Source organism: Streptomyces sp. NPDC051976, assembly GCF_040680795.1.
In the GTDB taxonomy this organism is placed as follows: domain Bacteria; phylum Actinomycetota; class Actinomycetes; order Streptomycetales; family Streptomycetaceae; genus Actinacidiphila.
Map to the genome: position 1 here is coordinate 90,598 of NZ_JBFAXL010000023.1, position 18,120 is coordinate 108,717.

Consider the following 18,120-nt stretch of genomic DNA (forward strand, 5'->3'; position numbering starts at 1 on the left):
AGCTTTTTCCCTGACACCCGCGTGAAGTGACGGGAGGTCGGCAGTGGCCGGGCGTCGATCGACCGGTTGTTGTCCGGATTCTGATGAATAGTGCAGAATGTCTCATGTTGCCCCGGGTGCAGCCAGTTCGGGTGTTGAGGCCGCTGGGGAAGGCGAACCTCGTCCCACACTGGAGGTACCGGTGACGACACGTGGTGTTCTGTACGTGCACGCCGCGCCGCGCGCGCTCTGCCCGCATGTCGAGTGGGCGGTCGCGGGCGTCCTTGGCGTGCGCGTCACCCTCGACTGGATCCGCCAGCCCGCCTCGCCGGGCACCTGGCGTGCCGAGTTCTCCTGGCAGGGAGAGCCGGGCACCGCCTCGAAGCTGGCGTCCGCCCTGCGCGGCTGGCACCTGCTGCGCTTCGAGGTCACCGCGGAGCCCTGCGCGACCGCCGAGGGCGAGCGCTACAGCGCCACCCCCGAACTGGGTATCTTCCACGCCGTCATCGGCATGCACGGCGACATCCTCATCCCCGAGGATCGGCTGCGCGCCGCGATGCTGCGGGCCCGCAAGGGGGAGGCCGATCTGGAGAGCGAGCTCTCCAAGCTCCTCGGCAAGCCCTGGGACGACGAGTTGGAGCCCTTCCGCTACGCGGGCGAGGGCGCCCCCGTCCGCTGGCTCCACCAGGTGGTCTGACGGCCCGGCTGGTCGCGCAGTTCCCCGCCCTTCGGGGCACGACGCCTACACGTACGAGTGCCCCGCCGGTGGAACCGGCGGGGCACTCGTACGAGCGGCTTACTGGTTCCAGCTGCGGAGGGCCAGGACCACGTTGTGGCCGCCGAAGCCGAAGGAGTCGTTGAGGGCGGCGATGGTGCCCGCGGGGAGGGGGCGGGGTTCGCCGCGGACGATGTCGGCGTCGGCCTCGGGGTCGAGGTCGGTGACGTTGATCGTGGGCGGGGCGATGCGGTGGTAGAGGGCGAGGACGCTGGCGACGGTCTCGATGCCGCCGGCGCCGCCGAGGAGGTGGCCGGTCATCGACTTGGTGGCGGAGACCGCCATGTGGTCGACGTCGTCACCGAACACCCGCCGCAGCGCCTTGATCTCCGCGACGTCGCCCTGCGGCGTCGACGTGGCGTGCGCGTTGACGTGGCAGATCTCGGCGGGCTTGAGGTCGGAGCCCTCCATGAGGTGCGTGAGCGCGGCGGCGATGCCGCGGCCCGAGGGCTCGGGCTGGGTGATGTGGTGGGCGTCGGCGGAGATGCCCTGGCCCACCGCCTCGCAGTACACCCGCGCACCGCGCGCGGCGGCGTGCTCGGCGGACTCCAGGACGATCACGCCCGCGCCCTCACCGAGGACGAAGCCGTCCCGGCCGGTGTCGTACGGACGCGAGGCGCCGTGCGGGTCGTCGTTGTTCTTGGACATCGCCATCATGTTGCCGAAGGCGACGATGGGCAGCGGGTGGATCGCCGCCTCGGTACCGCCGGCGACGACCACGTCGGCCCGCCCGGTACGGATCATCTCGATCGCGTAGCCGATGGCCTCGGCGCCCGAGGCGCACGCGCTGACCGGGGTGTGCACACCGGCGCGCGCGTTGACCTCGATGCCGACGTTCGCCGACGGGCTGTTGGGCATCAGCATCGGGACGGTGTGCGGGGACACCTTGCGTACGCCCTGCTCGCGCAGGACGTCGTACTGGCCCAGCAGGGTGGTGACGCCGCCGATGCCGGAGGCGACGACGGTGCCGAGCCGGTCGGGGTCGATCGCCGGGTCATCGCCCGCCTTGGCGGTGAAACCGGCGTCCGCCCAGGCCTCCCGGGCCGCGATCAGCGCGAACTGCGCGCTGCGGTCCAGCTTCCTGGCCAGTGGGCGGGGCAGGATCTCCCCGGGCTCCACGGCGATCTGCGCGGCGATCCTTACGGGCAGCTCGGCCGCCCAGTCCTGCTCCAGCGTGCTGACGCCGGACCGGCCGGCCAGCAACGCCTCCCAGGTCGACGCGCTGTCGCCACCCAGCGGTGTGGTTGCTCCGATACCGGTGACGACCACGGTGCGATTGGTCGGGCTCACAGGAATTGTCTCTCCACGTCTAGAAGGGCGGGCGACAGTCGCGTCGACCCGAAGAGGATGCGCAGGTCAGCCCTGAGCGTTCAGGATGTAGTTCACGGCGTCGCCGACCGTCTTGAGGTTCTTGACCTCGTCGTCCGGGATCTTCACCTCGAACTGCTCTTCGGCAGCCACGACGACCTCGACCATGGACAGCGAGTCGACGTCCAGGTCGTCGGTGAAGGACTTGTCGATCTGAACGTCCTCGACGGGGATACCGGCGATCTCGTTGACGATGTCGGCGAGACCCTTGACGATCTCTTCCTTGGTGGCCATCTGAGGCGCTCCTTGATGTGTAACGGGGTCGTTGCGGCGAGCAGGACTGCGGCGCCGCGGGGTGGTGCCTAGGGGAGAGTAACGACAGTTGCCGCGTAGACCAGACCCGCCCCGAAGCCGATGACCAGGGCGGTGTCACCGCTCTTGGCCTGGCCCGTGGCGAGCAGCCGCTCCATCGCGAGCGGGATCGAGGCGGCGGAGGTGTTGCCGGTGGTCTCGATGTCGCGGGCGACCGCGACGTGCTCCGGCAGCTTCAGCGCCTTGATCATCGAATCGATGATGCGCATGTTCGCCTGGTGCGGGATGAACGCGTCGAGCTGGTCGGCGGTGATCCCGGCGGCGTCGAGCGCCTCCTGGGCGACCTTGGCCATCTCGAACACCGCCCAGCGGAAGACCGCCTGGCCCTCCTGGGTGATCGCCGGGAAGCGCACCTGCTCGGCAGGCGTCTCCCGGTAGACCTCCCAGGAGACGGTCTGCTTGATGGTCTCCGACTTGTCGCCCTCGGAGCCCCACACCGTGGGGCCGATGGCGGGTACGTCGGAGGGGCCGATGACGACCGCGCCCGCGCCGTCGCCGAACAGGAAGGCCGTCGCGCGGTCCTCCAGGTCGGTGAGGTCGCTGAGCCGCTCCACACCGATCACCAGCACATGGGTGGCACTGCCGTCGGTGACCATGCTCTTGGCCAGCGTCAGGCCGTAGGTGAAGCCCGCGCAGCCCGCGGAGATGTCGAACGCGGCGGGCTTGCCCGCGCCGATCCGGTGCGCGATCTCGGTGGCGACGGCGGGGGTCTGCTTGAAGTGCGAGACGGTAGCGACGACCACGGCGTCGATGTCGGAGGCGGCGATACCCGCGTCCGCGATGGCCTTTCCGCCCGCGGCGAGCGACATCTCGGCGACGGTCTCGTCAGGACCCGCCCAGTGGCGGGTGGCGATACCGGAGCGGGAGCGGATCCACTCGTCGCTCGACTCGATGTGCTCCAGGATCACCTCGTTGGGGACCACCCGGGTCGGACGGTAGCCGCCGACCCCGACGATCCGCGCGTACGGGGCGCCCTTGCTGGGGCTGATCTTCGCTGTCATCTCTGCACGGCTCCTATTCGGCTGCGTCTTCGGCTGCGGCGGGGGCGCCGTGCTCGGCGACGAGGACGCGGGCCGCATCGAGGTCGTCGGGGGTCTTCAGCGCGAGAGTCCGCACCCCGGGTAGCGCCCGCTTGGCCAGGCCGACGAGCGTGCCTCCGGGCGACACCTCAATGATCGCAGTAACGCCGCGGTTCTTGAACGCCTCCATGCACAGATCCCAGCGCACCGGGTTGGAAACCTGGGCCACCAGCCGCCGTACGACGTCCGCGCCGCTGCTGACGACCTCGCCGTCGGCGTTGGAGACATAGGGCAGCGCCGGGTCGGCGACCTTCAGCGAGGGCGCCAGGGCCTCCAGCGTGGAGACGGCGGGTGCCATGTGGGCGGTGTGGAAGGCGCCGGCCACCTTCAGCGGCATGACGCGGGCCTTCTCGGGCTTGTCCGCGGTGAGGGCGGCGAGCTGCTCCATGGTGCCCGCGGCCACGATCTGACCGGCGCCGTTGATGTTCGCCGGGGTCAGGCCGAGCGCGGTCAGATGGGCCACGACCGCGTCCGGGTCGCCGCCGAGGACCGCGGACATGCCGGTCTCGGTGACCGCCGCCGCGTCCGCCATCGCCCGGCCGCGGGCGGCCACGAAGGTCATGGCGTCCTCGGCGGAGAGCACTCCGGCCAGGACGGCAGCGGTGATCTCGCCGACGCTGTGCCCGGCGACCGCGTCGGGGGTGATGCCGAGTTCACCGGCGGACAGCAGTCCCGCGGCCACCAGCAGCGGCTGCGCCACCTTGGTGTCGCGGATCTCGTCCGCGTCGGCCTTCGTGCCGTAGTGGGCGAGGTCGAGCTCCGCCGCGGCGGACCAGCCGGAGAGGCGGTCGGCAGCGCCGGGGAGATCGAGCCAGGGAGCCAGGAAGCCGGGCGTCTGAGCGCCCTGGCCGGGAGCGACGAGTACGAGCACCTTCACACTCTCTCTCGCGGGCGGGGATGACCGCCCGTGGGGACAGGGACCAAGAACTGCAAAGCGATTTGTGGGTGTCCAACAAACCCTCAGCGTGAGCGCTCGGCATCGGACAGTCGTCCCAGGATGAGCGCGATGCGGAGGGTGAACGCGGAGCGTACATCGGATGGCGACCACCCGGTGACATCCGTCACACGTCGGAGCCGGTAGCGGACGGTGTTGGGGTGCACGAACAGCATCCGCGCCGCTCCTTCGAGGGACGACGCCTGCTCCAGGTAGACACTCAGCGTCTCCAGCAGCGCGGAGCCCGCTTCCTCCAGTGGCCTGTAGATCTCCTCCACCAACTGCTCCCGGGCGTAGCGGTCGCCCGCCATGGCCCGCTCCGGCAGCAGATCGTCGGAGACCACGGGGCGCGGGGCGTCCGGCCAGGCCGCGCACGCCTTGAGCCCGGCCGCCGCGGACTGCGCCGAGCGCGTCGCGGACAGCAGGTCGCCGACCACGGGACCGGCCACCACGGGGCCGGCCGCGAACGGGCCGATCAGCGCCTTGGCGACCTTCAGCGGGTCGCCGTCGCCGCCCGCGATCACCACCAGCCGCTCACCGAGCACCCCGGTCAGCACCTGGAGCTTCGCATGCCGGGAGGCCCGCCTGATCGCCTCGACGGTCAGCTCGCTGTCGCCGTTGGGCGCGGTCCCCAGCACCACCACGATCTTGTCCGGTGAGCTCCAGCCGAGCGCGGCGGCCCGGGAGAGCACACCTTCGTCGGCCTCGCCGGAGAGCACCGCGTTGACCACCAGCGACTCCAGCCGGGCGTCCCACGCGCCGCGCGCCTCCGCGGCCTGGGCGTACACCTGGGCCGTGGCGAAGGCGATCTCCCGGGCGTAGACGAGCAGCGCCTCGCGCAGCACGCCCTCGTCGCCGGGCGCCGCCACCTCGTCGATGGCGGCCTCCATCACCTCGATGGTGGTCCTGACCATCTCCACGGTCTGCCGCAGCGAGATCGCCCGGGTCAGCTCCCGCGGCGCGGTGCCGAACACGTCGGTGCTGATCGCCTGCGGCGCCTCGGGGTGCCGGAACCACTCGGTGAAGGCGGCGATACCGGCCTGGGCGACCAGCCCGATCCACGACCGGTTCTCCGGCGGCATCGCCCGGTACCAGGGCAACTGCTCGTCCATCCGCGCGATGGCGTTCGCCGCCAGCCGCCCGGCGGACTTCTCCAGCCGCCGTAGCGTCGCGGCGTGGCCGCCGCGTCCGCTCTCGGCGGGGGCTTGCGAGGACTGCGAGGCATCGGGCACGGGACAAGCCTGCCTTATCGGCACCACCGCGCGGTGCCGGGGTGCGTGATCTCCTCGATCGAACAGCCGTCGGGCGGCCTCCACCGGGCCGCCGCGAGTGCGTACGGTGGGCGCATGATCGACGTGCGACGGGCCGGGGAGCGGTACCGCGGCGGGGACGCGGCGGCCGGGATCGACACCCGCCACGCGTTCTCCTTCGGCGGCCACTACGACCCCGCCAACACCGGCTTCGGGCTGCTGCTGGCCTGCAACGAGGAGCGGCTCGCGCCCGGCGCGGGCTTCGCCGAGCACCGGCACCGGGACGTGGAGATCGTGACCTGGGTGGTGGAGGGCGTCCTGGAGCACCAGGACCGGCGTGACCCGGCCGGTCCCGCCGTCCGGCTGGGCCCCGGCGGTCTGCAGCGGCTCAGCGCGGCGGGCGGCGTCCGGCACGTCGAGCGCAACGGCGGCGAGGTGCCCCTGCGCTTCCTGCAGATGTGGCTGCACCCCGACACCTTCGGCGGCCCGCCCGACTACGCCGCGGTTCCCGCCCCCGCGCCGGAGGGCCCCGGCCCGCACCTGCTGGCCGCCGGGGCCGGGGCCGGGGAGCCCGCCGTGACCCTGCGCCAGCGCGACGCCGCGCTGTACCTCCACCGGGGCTCCGCCGCGCTGCCCGAGGCGCCCTTCGTGTACGTGCACGTGGTCCGCGGCGCGGTGCGGATCGGCGACGAGACGCTGGCGGCGGGCGACGCGGCGCGGATCAGCGGCGGCGCGCCGAAGGCCGAAGTGACGGGGGCGGCCGAGTATCTGGTCTGGGAGATGCACGCCGAGCCGTCGTACGGCTAGGGCACGCCCCAGGAGCCCTCAGCCCTGCCGCAGCTCGGTGAGCACCGCGTCGGTCAGCCGGGGCCACAGCGGCAGCGCCCACTCGCCGAAGTCGCGGTCGGTCAGCACGACGCAGGCCGCGTGGGCGGCCGGATCCACCCACAGGAAGGTGCCGGTCTGGCCGAAGTGGCCGAAGGTGGCGGGCGAGGAGAGAGCGCCGGTCCAGTGCGGGGACTTCGCGGCGCGAATCTCGAAGCCGAGCCCCCAGTCGTTGGGGTTCTGGCTGCCGTAGCCCGGCAGCACGCCCTTCAGACCGGGGTAGGCCACCGAGGTGGCGGTGGCCACCGTGGACGGGTGCAGCAGCCGCGGCGCCTGCAGCTCCGCGGCGAAACGGGCCAGGTCGGCGACGGTGGAGACGCCGTCCGCGGCGGGCGAGCCGTCCAGCGTGGTGTCGCCCATGCCGAGCGGCTCCAGCACCGCCTGGCGCAGGTACTCGGCGAAGGGGATGCCCGCGGCCTTCGTGAGGTGGTCGCCGAGCACCTCGAAACCGGCGTTGGAGTACAGCCGCCGGGTGCCCGGCGCGGCCACCTGCCGGTGCTCGTCGAAGGCCAGCCCGGAGGTGTGCGCGAGCAGGTGCCGTACGGTCGAGCCCTCGGGCCCCGCCGGGTCGTCCAGCTCGAAGACGCCCTCCTCGTACGCCACCAGCGCCGCGTAGGCGGTGAGCGGCTTGGTGACCGACGCGAGCCGGAACCGCCGCTCGACCGGCCCCGAGGTCCCGGCCACCGTGCCGTCCTGCCGCACCACGGCGGCGGCCGCCGCTCCCACCGGCCAGTTCCCGATCAGCCCCAGACTCTCCATGCCCGCGAGCCTAACCTCCGGCGCGGTCCGCCGAATCCACTTGCTTCGAGTGCACTCCAGGGTCTTAGCGTGGAGGGCATGACGGTCGTGCAGGTGGCGAAGAGCAAACCGGATCGGACGACGATCTGCGAGGACGGCGACGGGCACTTGCGCCCCGACGGGCAGGACCAGTACACGATCAGTGAGGTGGCGGCCTTCACCGGGCTCAGTGCGCACACCCTGCGCTGGTACGAGCGGATCGGGCTGATGCCGCACGTGGACCGCTCCCACACCGGGCAGCGCCGGTTCACCAACAGGGACCTGGACTGGCTGGCCTTCGTCGGCAAGCTGCGGCTGACCGGGATGCCGGTGGCCGACATGGTGCGGTACGCGGAGCTGGTGCGCAGCGGCGACCACACGTATCCCGACCGGCAGGCGCTGCTGGAGGCCACCCGGCTGGACGTACTCCAGCGGATCTCCGAACTGCAGGACACCCTGACCGTCCTCGACCACAAGATCAGCACATACGCGGGCGCCAGGCCGGTGTCGGCGAGGAAGGGCGCCTGATGAGCGACACCACCACGAACAGCGGCGGACTGCCCACCGTACGGCTCGGCGCGGACGGCCCCCTGGTCGGCGTGCAGGGCCTGGGCTGCATGGGCATGAGCGAGTTCTACGGCGAGACCGACGAGGCGGCGGCCCGCGAGACGCTGGAGACGGCGCTCGGCGCGGGCGTCACCCTCTTCGACACGGCCGACATCTACGGGCAGGGCGACAACGAGGAGTTCCTGGCGCCGTTCGTCAGGGCGCACCGCGACGAGATCACCCTCGCCACCAAATTCGCCGTCGAGCGCCGCCGCGACGACCCGACGTACCGCATGATCCGCAACGACCCGCCGTACATCCGGCAGGCCGTGGAGGCCAGCCTGCGGCGGCTCGGCACCGACGTGATCGACCTGTACTACATGCACCGCCGCGACCCCGCGGTGCCGCTGAGCGAGTCGGTCGGTGCGATGGCCGAGCTCGTCGCCGAGGGCAAGGTGCGCCACCTGGGGCTCTCCGAGGTGACCGGGGCCGAGCTGCGCGAGGCGCACGCGGTGCACCCGATCGCGGCCGTCCAGTCGGAGTGGTCGCTCTTCAGCCGGGACGTGGAGCGGTCCGCGGTCGGCGCGGCGGCCGAGCTGGGCGTCGCCTTCGTGCCGTACTCGCCGCTCGGCCGCGGCTTCCTGACCGGCGCCTTCACCGACGCGGCCACCGACCTGTCCAGCGGGGACTTCCGGCAGAGCCAGCCGCGCTTCACCGGCGAGAACGCCCGGCACAACGCGGATCTGCTCGACCCGGTCCGCAAGGCCGCCAAGGCGCACGGCGCGACCCTCGGGCAGATCGCCCTGGCCTGGGTGCACCAGCGCGCCGCGGTGCACGGGCTGCCGGTGGTGCCGATCCCGGGCACCCGCAAGTCGAGCCGGGTGCTGGAGAACACCGCGGCCGCCCGGATCACCCTGGACGAGATGGAGCTGGCCTGGCTCGACCCGATCGCCGAGCATGTCGCGGGCGACCGCTACCCGGACATGAGCAGCACCTCGGCCGACCGCGAGTAGCGCCCGCCACGCACACGACTGCGCACACGACGCCGCTCACGACCGCGCCCACGACAGCGACTACTCGTACGGCTACGGGTTCGGCTTCACCCGCACCGCCCGGATCGCGGCCAGTACGGCCGCCGCGAAGGGCAGTGACTCGTGCACCGGCCCGTAGCCGAGCCCGAAGACCACGGCCGCCGGGTCCTGGTCGGCCTCGCCCGGCTGGTCCCCGCCGTCCTTGAGCCGCAGCCGCAGATGGCCGTGGAGCAGTTCGGGGGAGCGCCAGTCCACGCCGCTGAGCCGCTCCACCGGAAAACTCTGGTCGCCCGCCTTCCACTTGGCCGAGGACGCGCCGGTCCAGAACCAGCGGAACGTCACCGTACGGCCGTCGAAGAGGGCCTTGGCGTCGTACGCCTTGAACGAGCGCGGCACGGTGGGCGCTTCCACCAGGAAGCGCTCGCTGTGGCCGGTTTCGGCCGACCGACGGACCCGTTCGGCGAGCGCGGTCCGCAGCTCGTCGCGGTAGAACTCCGCCAGGGTGCGCGACTGTTCGGGCAGCACCAGCCGGTAGGGGTCGGCGCTGTCCTTCAACTGGCCGCCCGCCGCCTCCAGCAGCGGGTCGGCGCCGGGCCGCGGCACCGCCCGCAGCACCGCGGTGCCGCGCCTGCCGTCCTCCAACTCCACGCCTGCCAGCGCCTCATGGGGGATCCGCCGCTCGCCGAGCGCCTGCAGCAGCCGGGCGCCGCGTACCGCCCTGCTGTACCGGATCACCAAAGCGTCGGGCTCGAACTCCCATACGGCGTTGTTTCCGGCCAGCACATCACCCATGCGGGCCAGCTTAGGACAGGCTCTCCGTCCTTGAGCGTGTCAGGACAGCCCGGCGGTGCAGGTGTCGCCGTTGCGGCAGGCGACCGAGCCGTACCGGCCGAGGGCGATCTCGGTGAAATTGGCCAGGCTGGCGGTGCCCGGGGCGAAGTATCCCGGGTGGCCGTTGGCGCCCGCCGCGCTGATCACCCGGGCGCCGAAGGAGCCGGAGACGGGGTCGGCGCCGTGGCCCAGGCCCGCGAACTCCAGGTGCGGCACATCGCTGATCCAGTCGTTGCTGTCGCGGGCCGCCCAGATGTTCGCCGTGGTGTGCAGCTGCGAGGCGTGCCTGACCCGCATCCCGGGGCTGCCGAAGACGGTGATGTCCGAGACCTGGTGCGCGGGCAGGTCGGGCGCGGCCACCCCGCACAGCACCGAGCCGTAGGAGTGGCAGAAGAGCGACACCTCGGCGTGCTGCGGCAGCGCGGTCAGCAGCGCGTTCAGCCGGGTCGCGCCGCGCTCGGCCATGCTGCCGGTGGAGGCGTCGAGGCCCAGCCCGGAGGGCGTGGTGTAGTCCGCCCACGCGATCACCGCGGTCTTCGCGCCGGGGTCGACGGACCGCTCGGCGCCGTAGAGCGCGTTCGCCATGCCGACGGGGGCGGCGTACGGCTTGTTGGTGCGCTCGAAGGTGAGCATGTTGGTGTCCACGCCGGGCACCACGATGGAGACCCTGCTGGCCGTGTCGAGGTCGCCGAAGACCTCGGCGGCAAGGCCGCTGCCCGAGGGGTCGAAGGCCAGGATCTGCCGGCCGCCGCTGAGCAGCGAGGTGTAGCGGTGCGCGGTGCGGCCCGCGTCGCGGCGGCCGTACGGCGTGAGTTTGTCGCTCTGCGAGAGCCTGGTCTCCACCGCCCTGGCCTGTTGGAGCGCGGTGTGGTTGGCCCGGTAGCGCAGGGTCAGCGGGGCGCCGTTGAGATTGCCCACGACCAGTGGGTAGTGGCCGGCCAGCCGGACCCGCTGGGCGTTGGTGAGCGACGAGAAGAAGCGCGCGACGGCCGAGGGGGCGCTGTCCGGGTCGGGCAGCTTGCGTGCCCCGACCGTGCCCCGCATCCAGGCCGACAGCTGGGCCGCCCGTGGATCGCCCGGCCCGTGCTGATGGATGGCCGTCCAGCCGGTGGTCCCGAGCATGACGAAGACGACGGCCAGGGCCAGCAGGGCGCGGAAGGAGGTGGGGCTCAGGCGCGCTTCTTCAAGAAGGGTCACTCGCAGATGCCTCGCGAATTCGTCCCGGGATCAGGCGGGGTGGCCGGGGGTGGGGAGAGCACGCCGCTCGCCGGCGTTCCGCGCACCAGCGTAGAAGACGCGGGCCGATGCTCGGGACAAGGGTGACTCACATCACGTTTGGCGGCGGAATGAACTGACGGTCTCTTGGCCCCGGAAAACACCGGGGCCCCGGACGACTGACCAGTCGTCCGGGGCCCCGCGGCCGTTCTCGCGGTACGCGATTCAGTGCGGAGGGCGCCTACGTGACATATGCGACATCCGTCGCTCAGTCGGCGTAAACGCCGTCGCTCCGCCCCTGCTCAGGCGTCGCCGCCCGCCGCGCCGGGGTGCGCCGCGGCCACGTCGAGGAGCTGGTAGCGGTCCACCGCCTGCTTGAGCACGGAGCGGTCGATCTTGCCCTCCTTGGCCAGCTCGGTCAGCACGGCCAGCACCACCGACTGCGCGTCGATGTGGAAGAAACGGCGTGCCGCGCCGCGCGTGTCGGCGAAACCGAAGCCGTCCGCGCCGAGCGAGGTGTACGTCCCGGGCACCCAGCGGGCGATCTGGTCCGGCACCGCGCGCATCCAGTCCGAGACGGCCACGAACGGCCCCTCGGCGGCGGACAGCTTGGCCGTCACGTACGGCACGCGCTGCTCCTCCTCCGGGTGCAGCAGGTTGTACTCCTCGGTCTCGACGGCATCGCGCCGCAGCTCGTTCCAGGACGTGGCGGACCAGACGTCGGCCCGTACGTTCCACTCCTCGGCGAGCAGCCGCTGCGCCTCGACGGCCCACGGCACCGCGACACCCGACGCCATGATCTGCGCCGGGATGGCACCGGACTCGCCCGCCTTGTAGCGGTGGATGCCCTTGAGGATGCCCTCAACGTCCACGTCGGCCGGCTCGGCGGGGTGCTGGATCGGCTCGTTGTAGACGGTGAGGTAGTAGAAGACGTCCTCGCCCGGCTTGCCGTCCGCCGTCTCGCCGTACATCCGGCGCAGACCGTCCTTGACGATGTGCGCGATCTCGTAGCCGAACGCCGGGTCGTACGCGACACAGCCCGGGTTCGTGGAGGCCAGCAGCTGCGAGTGGCCGTCGGCGTGCTGCAGGCCCTCACCGGTCAGCGTGGTGCGGCCGGCGGTCGCGCCCAGCACGAAACCGCGCGCGAGCTGGTCGGCCATCTGCCAGAACTGGTCACCGGTGCGCTGGAAACCGAACATCGAGTAGAAGACGTACACCGGGATCAGCGGCTCGCCGTGCGTGGCGTACGCGGAACCGGCCGCGATCAGCGACGCCGTGCAGCCCGCCTCGGAGATGCCGTCGTGCAGCATCTGCCCGGTCGGCGACTCCTTGTACGCGAGCAGCAGCTCACGGTCGACCGCCTCGTACTGCTGGCCCAGCGGGTTGTAGATCTTCGCGCTCGGGAAGAACGCGTCCATACCGAAGGTGCGGTACTCGTCGGGGGCGATCAGCACGAAGCGCTTGCCGATCTCCTTGTCCCGCATGAGGTCCTTGAGGATGCGGACGAAGGCCATGGTGGTGGCGATCGACTGCTGCCCCGAGCCCTTCCTGGCGGCCGCGTAGGACTGGTCGCCCGGCAGCGGCAGCGGCTTGGCCCGCACGATCCGGGTGGGCACGTAGCCGCCGCACGCCTTGCGGTGGTCGTGCATGTACTGGATCTCTTCGGAGTCGCGACCCGGGTGGTAGTACGGCGGGTAGCCCTCGTCGAGCTGCTTGTCGGTGATCGGCAGGTGCAGCCGGTCGCGGAAGCGCTTGAGGTCGTCGACCGTCAGCTTCTTCATCTGGTGGGTCGCGTTGCGGCCCTCGAAGTTCGGTCCCAGCGTCCAGCCCTTGATGGTCTGGGCGAGGATCACCGTCGGCTGGCCCTTGTGCGCCTTGGCCGCGGTGTACGCCGCGAACACCTTGCGGTGGTCGTGGCCGCCGCGGCCCAGGTGCAGGATCTGCTCGTCGGTCATGTGCTCGACCATCGAACGCAGCCGCTGGTCGTCACCGAAGAAGTGCTGCCGGATGTACGCGCCGGTCTCGGTGGCGTACGTCTGGAACTGCCCGTCCGGCGTGGTGTTCATCTTGTTGACCAGCAGGCCGTCGCGGTCCTGGGCCAGCAGCGGGTCCCACGAGCGGTCCCAGATCAGCTTGATGACGTTCCAGCCGGCACCGCGGAACTGCGACTCCAGCTCCTGGATGATCTTGCCGTTGCCGCGCACCGGGCCGTCGAGGCGCTGCAGGTTGCAGTTGACGACGAAGGTCAGGTTGTCCAGGCCCTCACGGGCGGCGATGGAGAGCTGGCCGAGCGACTCGGGCTCGTCCATCTCGCCGTCGCCGAGGAACGCCCACACGTGCGAGTCGGAGGTGTCGGCGATGCCGCGCGCCTCCATGTAGCGGTTCATCCGGGCCTGGTAGATCGCGCCCAGCGGGCCGAGGCCCATGGACACGGTCGGGAACTCCCAGAAGTCCGGCATCAGCCGCGGGTGCGGATAGCTGGACAGGCCGTTGGGCGCCTTCGACTTCTCCTGGCGGAAGGCGTCGAGCTGCGCCTCGCTCAGCCGGTCGAGCAGGAAGGCGCGGGCGTAGATACCGGGGGAGGCGTGCCCCTGGAAGAAGATCTGGTCGCCGCCGAGGCCGTCGTCCTTGCCGCGGAAGAAGTGGTTGAAGCCCACGTCGTAGAGGGAGGCGGAGGAGGCGAAGGTCGCGATGTGGCCGCCGACGCCGATGCCGGGGCGCTGTGCGCGCGAGACCATCACGGCGGCGTTCCACCGGGTCGCGTTGAGGATCTTGCGCTCGATCTCCTCGTTGCCCGGGAAGAACGGCTCGTCCTTGGTCGCGATCGTGTTCACGTAGTCGGTGCTGCGCATCTCGGGCACCGCGACACGCTTCTCGCGCGCGCGCTCGATGAGGCGCAGCATCAGGTAGCGTGCCCGCTCCCGGCCGCGCTCGTCGATGGCCGCATCGAGCGAGTCAAGCCATTCCGCCGTCTCCTCGGGATCGAAATCCGGGACCTGGCTGGGAAGGCCGCCAATGATGATCGGGTTGCGATCGGATCCGGAAGCCACGCTGTTCCTTCGCTGCTAGGTGGTGCTCTGCTGGGTCGCGCCGCCTCCATCGTGTACCGCGACGTTCGATACGTCACCTCTACCGAGCGGTAACCGCCGCACCGTGAGACGGGCGGCCATGAGACCAGGTGGCGCCTGGACCCCCGTCCGGAGGGCGGGGGAGGCCAAACCTGAACTCTACGCCCAGTCGGACGTACGACCGACTCGCGGCGCCATTCCCGCACAACACCGGCAAACCGCCGTGATGTGCGTCACCATTGGGGGTACGGGTTGCGGTGACACGGTCGAATCATCACCGTTTCGGCGGTCTCGTACGCCGGGTACTTGCGCGATCCGCCGCGCCCGTGTGGACTACCGCCCATAACCCGCACTGGCGCGGGTAGATTTTCCCCATGACAGGAGGCAAAGCGTGAGCGCGACCGCGGACCACGCGGAGGAGCGGACCAACCCGGCGAGCCGGCTTGGTTTCGAGCCCGGACAGGTGGTCCAGGAGCTCGGGTACGACGAGGATTGCGACCAGGAGCTTCGCGAGGGTATCGAGGAGCTCACGGGCGAAGAGCTCGCCGATGAGGAGTACGACGACGTGCCCGACGCCGTCCTGCTGTGGTTCCGCGAGGACGACGGCGACCTCACCGACGCACTTGTCGACGCCACGTCGACGGTCGACCCCGGCGCCCCGATCTGGCTGATGACCCCGAAGACGGGGCGTGACGGCCATGTCGAGCCCAGTGAGATCGGCGAGGCGGCACAGACCGCCGGGCTTGCCCAGACCAGCAGCGTGAACGCCGCCAAGGACTGGACCGGCAGCCGACTGGTGACCCCCAAGACGGCCCGCGCAGGAAAGCGCTAGCCCTTCCGCACAGACCCAACGGGACCCCCGCCGGCCGTGGCCGGCGGGGGTCCCGTGCGTGCGGCGGGCCGATGCGGGGCCGATGCGGGGTGGATGCGGGGTGGATGCGGGGTGGATGCCGGGCGGACACAGGGCGGTTGCCGGGCGGATGTCCCGGGTGACCGCCGCCGGATAAAGTGGCCCTATGGCCATCGAAGTGGGCGACGCCGCCCCGGACTTCACGCTCATGAACCAGCACGGGCAGCCCGTGACCCTCTCCGGCTACCGCGGCGTGAAGAACGTCGTCCTGGTCTTCTACCCCTTCGCCTTCACCGGCGTCTGCACCGGTGAGCTGTGCGCGCTGCGCGACGCGCTGCCGGAGTTCGAGAACGACCAGGTGCAGCTGCTGGCGGCCTCCTGCGACTCCGTGCCCACCCTGCGGGTCTTCTCCCACCAGGAGGGCCTGGAGTACCCCCTGCTGTCCGACTTCTGGCCGCACGGCGAGGTCTCCCGGGCGTACGGCGTCTTCGCCGAGGACAAGGGCTGCGCGCTGCGCGGCACCTTCGTGATCGACAAGGACGGCGTGGTCCGCTGGACCGTCGTCAACGGGCTGCCGGACGCCCGCGACCTTCATGACTACGCAAAGGCCCTCCAGGCGCTGTAGTCCAGGGGAACCGGTCACTAAGCTCGGCACGTTGATCCGGTAGCAGATCCGCAACCAGCGCACGGACCGCACGCAGCACCGCGGGCGCAATCCAACGCACGAAACCGATTGGGAGGACTCGTGGGAGTCAGCCTCAGCAAGGGTGGCAACGTCTCGCTGACCAAGGAGGCCCCGAACCTCACGGCGGTAGTGGTCGGCCTGGGCTGGGACGCCCGCACCACCACCGGCAACGACTTCGACCTGGACGCGAGCGCACTGCTCACCAACGACCAGGGCAAGGTCCTTTCCGACCAGCACTTCGTCTTCTTCAACAACCTGCGCAGCCCCGACGGCTCGGTGGAGCACACCGGCGACAACCTCACCGGTGAGGGCGAGGGCGACGACGAGGTCATCAACGTGAACCTCGCCGGGGTCCCGGCCGACGTCGCCAAGATCGTCTTCCCGGTCTCGATCTACGAGGCGGAGTCCCGCCAGCAGAGCTTCGGCCAGGTGCGCAACGCCTACATCCGGGTGCTCAACCAGGCGGGCGGCGCCGAGCTGGCCCGCTACGACCTGACCGAGGACGCCTCGACCGAGACCGCGATGGTCTTCGGCGAGCTGTACCGGCACGGCGCCGAGTGGAAGTTCCGGGCCATCGGGCAGGGCTACGCCTCCGGCCTGCGCGGCATCGCCCAGGACTTCGGCGTCAACGTCTGACGTCGCGCGCCGGCACGACAACCGCATGACACGACCGTGACTACGGGGAGGAACGAACCACGATGGGCGTCACGCTCGCCAAGGGAGGCAATGTCTCCCTCTCCAAGGCCGCGCCGAATCTCACCAAGGTGCAGATCGGCCTCGGCTGGAGGTCCCGCTCGACCACCGGAGCCGACTTCGACCTGGACGCCAGCGCGCTGCTGTGCGGCAACGGCCGGGTACTGGGAGACGAGTACTTCGTCTTCTACAACAATCTCAAGAGCCCGGAAGGCTCCGTGGAGCACACCGGCGACGAACTCGTCGGCGGCACCGGCGGTGACGACGAGACGATCCTGGTGGACCTGACCGCCGTCCCGGCCAATGTCGACAAGATCGTCTTCCCCGTCTCGATCTACGACGCGGATGCCCGCTCGCAGACCTTCGGCCAGGTCAGCGACGCGTACATCCGCGTGCTCAATCAGGCGGACAGCGCCGAGCTGGCCCGTTACGACCTGACCGAGGACGCCTCCACCGAGACCGCGATGATCTTCGGTGAGCTGTACCGCTACGGCGGCGAGTGGAAGTTCCGTGCGGTAGGTCAGGGGTACGCGTCCGGACTGCGAGGCATCGCCCTAGACTTCGGGGTCAACGTTTCGTAAAACCGCGTACCGCGCGGGGCTCCTGCGTTGCAGGGGGTGCACAAGGGATTGGGTGGGAAGCACGTGCTCCTCAGAACATTCGGCTGGTCGTTCGGCATCACAGCCGCCGGCCTCGCCCTGGCCGGCTATTTCTGGGGGGGCAAGGGGCTCGCGGTCGTCGCGATCCTGTCCATCCTGGAGATCTCGCTCTCCTTCGACAACGCGGTCATCAACGCCGGGATCGTCCGGAAGCTGAACCCGTTCTGGCAGAAGATGTTCCTCACCGTGGGCGTGCTCATCGCCGTCTTCGGTATGCGGCTCGTCTTCCCGATCATCATCGTGGCGATCACCGCCAAGCTGAGCCCGTACGAGGCGGTCAAGGTCGCGATCAACGACCACGACCGGTACGAGACGCTGGTCACCAACGCGCACCCGGCGATCGCGGCCTTCGGCGGGATGTTCCTGCTGATGATCTTCCTCGACTTCATCCTGGAGGACCGGGAGATCAACTGGCTGGCCTGGCTGGAGCGGCCGCTGGCCAAGCTCGGCAAGCTGGACATGCTCTCGGTCGCGGTGGCGCTGACCGTCCTGATCGTCGTCGCCACCACGGTGGCCACCGGGGTTCCGCTGCACGGCGGCCACGGCACCATCGACAAGTCCTCCACGGTGCTGCTCTCCGGCGTCGCCGGCGTGGTCACCTACCTGGTGGTCGGCGGCATCTCCGGCTTCTTCGAGGAGCGCCTCGAAGAGGAGGAGGACGAGGACGAGGACGGCGCCGAGGGGGCGGACGGCGAGGAGTCCGCCGCGCCCGCGAAGTCCAACGGCTCCGGCGCCCTCGCGGCCGTCGGGCTCGCGGGCAAGGCCGCGTTCTTCATGTTCCTGTACCTGGAAGTGATCGACGCGTCCTTCTCGTTCGACGGTGTCATCGGCGCCTTCGCCATCAGCAACGACATCTTCCAGATCGCGCTCGGCCTCGGCATCGGCGCCATGTACATCAGGTCGCTGACCGTCTTCCTGGTCCGCAAGGGCACCCTGGACGACTACGTCTACCTGGAGCACGGCGCGCACTACGCGATCGGCGCGCTGGCGGTCATCTTGATGATCACCATCAAGTACGACGTCAGCGAGGTGATCACCGGTCTGGTGGGTGTGGTGCTGATCGCCGCTTCCTACTGGTCGTCGGTGGTACGCAACCGCCGACTCGGGGAAGACTCCGAGCAGTCGGACGACAAGGCGGAAGTCACGACCGGGGTCTGACCCGGTCGGCCACTCCTGCGCTGCC

At 70.6% G+C, this 18,120-nt stretch carries 18 protein-coding genes; 9 read left to right on the plus strand and 9 right to left on the minus strand.

Translation table 11 applies throughout. The features are described 5' to 3' along the window. The first annotated feature begins 181 nt into the window (after window positions 1–181). The gene (locus tag AB0M29_RS22815; protein WP_365385261.1) at window positions 182–676 is read left to right on the plus strand and encodes a DUF3145 domain-containing protein; all 495 of its coding nucleotides are present in this window, start codon (window positions 182–184) and stop codon (window positions 674–676) included. Window positions 677–775: 99 nt separating this feature from the next. Here AB0M29_RS22815 and AB0M29_RS22820 read toward each other — a convergent pair whose 3' ends face one another. The 5 genes from AB0M29_RS22820 to AB0M29_RS22840 form a co-directional block, all read right to left on the minus strand. Beyond that, complete coding sequence (locus AB0M29_RS22820; RefSeq protein ID WP_365385263.1) at window positions 776–2,044, minus strand: beta-ketoacyl-[acyl-carrier-protein] synthase family protein; 1,269 nt, start codon at window positions 2,042–2,044, stop codon at window positions 776–778. Between the two features lie 66 nt (window positions 2,045–2,110). After that, window positions 2,111–2,356 carry an acyl carrier protein gene (locus AB0M29_RS22825; protein WP_365385265.1) on the minus strand — a complete coding sequence of 82 codons (246 nt, stop codon included), beginning with the start codon at window positions 2,354–2,356 and terminating at the stop codon, window positions 2,111–2,113. A gap of 68 nt (window positions 2,357–2,424) precedes the next feature. After that, window positions 2,425–3,435, minus strand: a complete 1,011-nt coding sequence (locus tag AB0M29_RS22830; RefSeq protein ID WP_365385268.1) for a ketoacyl-ACP synthase III — start codon at window positions 3,433–3,435, stop codon at window positions 2,425–2,427. Window positions 3,436–3,448: 13 nt separating this feature from the next. Next, complete coding sequence (locus AB0M29_RS22835) at window positions 3,449–4,384, minus strand: ACP S-malonyltransferase (RefSeq protein ID WP_365385269.1); 936 nt, start codon at window positions 4,382–4,384, stop codon at window positions 3,449–3,451. Between the two features lie 89 nt (window positions 4,385–4,473). Beyond that, window positions 4,474–5,679, minus strand: a complete 1,206-nt coding sequence (locus AB0M29_RS22840) for a helix-turn-helix domain-containing protein (protein ID WP_365385271.1) — start codon at window positions 5,677–5,679, stop codon at window positions 4,474–4,476. A 114-nt stretch (window positions 5,680–5,793) separates the two neighbouring features. Here AB0M29_RS22840 and AB0M29_RS22845 point away from each other — a divergent pair, with 114 nt between their 5' ends. Beyond that, the gene (locus AB0M29_RS22845; RefSeq protein ID WP_365385273.1) at window positions 5,794–6,504 is read left to right on the plus strand and encodes a pirin family protein; all 711 of its coding nucleotides are present in this window, start codon (window positions 5,794–5,796) and stop codon (window positions 6,502–6,504) included. A gap of 18 nt (window positions 6,505–6,522) precedes the next feature. Here the strand turns inward: AB0M29_RS22845 and AB0M29_RS22850 are convergent, their stop codons facing one another. Further along, window positions 6,523–7,341, minus strand: a complete 819-nt coding sequence (locus AB0M29_RS22850; protein ID WP_365385276.1) for a serine hydrolase domain-containing protein — start codon at window positions 7,339–7,341, stop codon at window positions 6,523–6,525. A 78-nt stretch (window positions 7,342–7,419) separates the two neighbouring features. On the opposite strand from AB0M29_RS22850, the gene AB0M29_RS22855 reads away from it, so the two are divergent. Further along, a complete protein-coding gene (locus tag AB0M29_RS22855; protein WP_365385277.1) occupies window positions 7,420–7,887 on the plus strand; it encodes a MerR family transcriptional regulator in 468 nt (155 codons plus the stop codon). Further along, window positions 7,887–8,918 (plus strand): aldo/keto reductase, encoded by a 1,032-nt coding sequence (locus AB0M29_RS22860; protein WP_365385280.1) that lies wholly within the window; start codon window positions 7,887–7,889, stop codon window positions 8,916–8,918. Before AB0M29_RS22855 ends, AB0M29_RS22860 begins: the two co-directional genes overlap by 1 nt. A gap of 72 nt (window positions 8,919–8,990) precedes the next feature. Here AB0M29_RS22860 and AB0M29_RS22865 read toward each other — a convergent pair whose 3' ends face one another. The 3 genes from AB0M29_RS22865 to aceE all read right to left on the minus strand — a co-directional run bounded on the left by AB0M29_RS22865 (window position 8,991) and on the right by aceE (window position 14,032). Next, window positions 8,991–9,728 (minus strand): DUF4429 domain-containing protein, encoded by a 738-nt coding sequence (locus AB0M29_RS22865; RefSeq protein ID WP_365385283.1) that lies wholly within the window; start codon window positions 9,726–9,728, stop codon window positions 8,991–8,993. Window positions 9,729–9,767: 39 nt separating this feature from the next. Further along, a complete protein-coding gene (locus tag AB0M29_RS22870) occupies window positions 9,768–10,964 on the minus strand; it encodes an alpha/beta hydrolase (protein WP_365385286.1) in 1,197 nt (398 codons plus the stop codon). 320 nt (window positions 10,965–11,284) lie between these two features. Continuing rightward, window positions 11,285–14,032, minus strand: coding sequence for a pyruvate dehydrogenase (acetyl-transferring), homodimeric type (aceE, locus tag AB0M29_RS22875; protein ID WP_365385289.1), 2,748 nt, complete (start codon window positions 14,030–14,032; stop codon window positions 11,285–11,287). A 409-nt stretch (window positions 14,033–14,441) separates the two neighbouring features. On the opposite strand from aceE, the gene AB0M29_RS22880 reads away from it, so the two are divergent. From AB0M29_RS22880 to AB0M29_RS22900, 5 genes are all read left to right on the plus strand, one after another. Continuing rightward, a complete protein-coding gene (locus tag AB0M29_RS22880) occupies window positions 14,442–14,882 on the plus strand; it encodes a DUF3052 domain-containing protein (protein ID WP_188285110.1) in 441 nt (146 codons plus the stop codon). 184 nt (window positions 14,883–15,066) lie between these two features. Next, window positions 15,067–15,525, plus strand: coding sequence for a peroxiredoxin (locus AB0M29_RS22885; protein ID WP_365385293.1), 459 nt, complete (start codon window positions 15,067–15,069; stop codon window positions 15,523–15,525). A 120-nt stretch (window positions 15,526–15,645) separates the two neighbouring features. Continuing rightward, window positions 15,646–16,221, plus strand: coding sequence for a TerD family protein (locus AB0M29_RS22890; protein WP_365385296.1), 576 nt, complete (start codon window positions 15,646–15,648; stop codon window positions 16,219–16,221). Window positions 16,222–16,283: 62 nt separating this feature from the next. Beyond that, window positions 16,284–16,859, plus strand: a complete 576-nt coding sequence (locus AB0M29_RS22895) for a TerD family protein (protein ID WP_365385299.1) — start codon at window positions 16,284–16,286, stop codon at window positions 16,857–16,859. Window positions 16,860–16,922: 63 nt separating this feature from the next. Then, window positions 16,923–18,095 (plus strand): DUF475 domain-containing protein, encoded by a 1,173-nt coding sequence (locus AB0M29_RS22900; RefSeq protein WP_365385301.1) that lies wholly within the window; start codon window positions 16,923–16,925, stop codon window positions 18,093–18,095. The last annotated feature ends 25 nt before the right edge of the window (window positions 18,096–18,120 follow it).

Bases quoted from the DNA above. Each gene is read 5' to 3' on its own strand.
- AB0M29_RS22825 (WP_365385265.1), bottom strand. From the start codon at position 2,356: ATGGCCACCAAGGAAGAGATCGTCAAGGGTCTCGCCGACATCGTCAAC.
- AB0M29_RS22830 (WP_365385268.1), bottom strand. From the start codon at position 3,435: ATGACAGCGAAGATCAGCCCCAGCAAGGGCGCCCCGTACGCGCGGATC.
- AB0M29_RS22845 (WP_365385273.1), top strand. From the start codon at position 5,794: ATGATCGACGTGCGACGGGCCGGGGAGCGGTACCGCGGCGGGGACGCG.
- AB0M29_RS22850 (WP_365385276.1), bottom strand. From the start codon at position 7,341: ATGGAGAGTCTGGGGCTGATCGGGAACTGGCCGGTGGGAGCGGCGGCC.
- AB0M29_RS22855 (WP_365385277.1), top strand. From the start codon at position 7,420: ATGACGGTCGTGCAGGTGGCGAAGAGCAAACCGGATCGGACGACGATC.
- AB0M29_RS22860 (WP_365385280.1), top strand. From the start codon at position 7,887: ATGAGCGACACCACCACGAACAGCGGCGGACTGCCCACCGTACGGCTC.
- AB0M29_RS22865 (WP_365385283.1), bottom strand. From the start codon at position 9,728: ATGGGTGATGTGCTGGCCGGAAACAACGCCGTATGGGAGTTCGAGCCC.
- AB0M29_RS22885 (WP_365385293.1), top strand. From the start codon at position 15,067: ATGGCCATCGAAGTGGGCGACGCCGCCCCGGACTTCACGCTCATGAAC.
- AB0M29_RS22895 (WP_365385299.1), top strand. From the start codon at position 16,284: ATGGGCGTCACGCTCGCCAAGGGAGGCAATGTCTCCCTCTCCAAGGCC.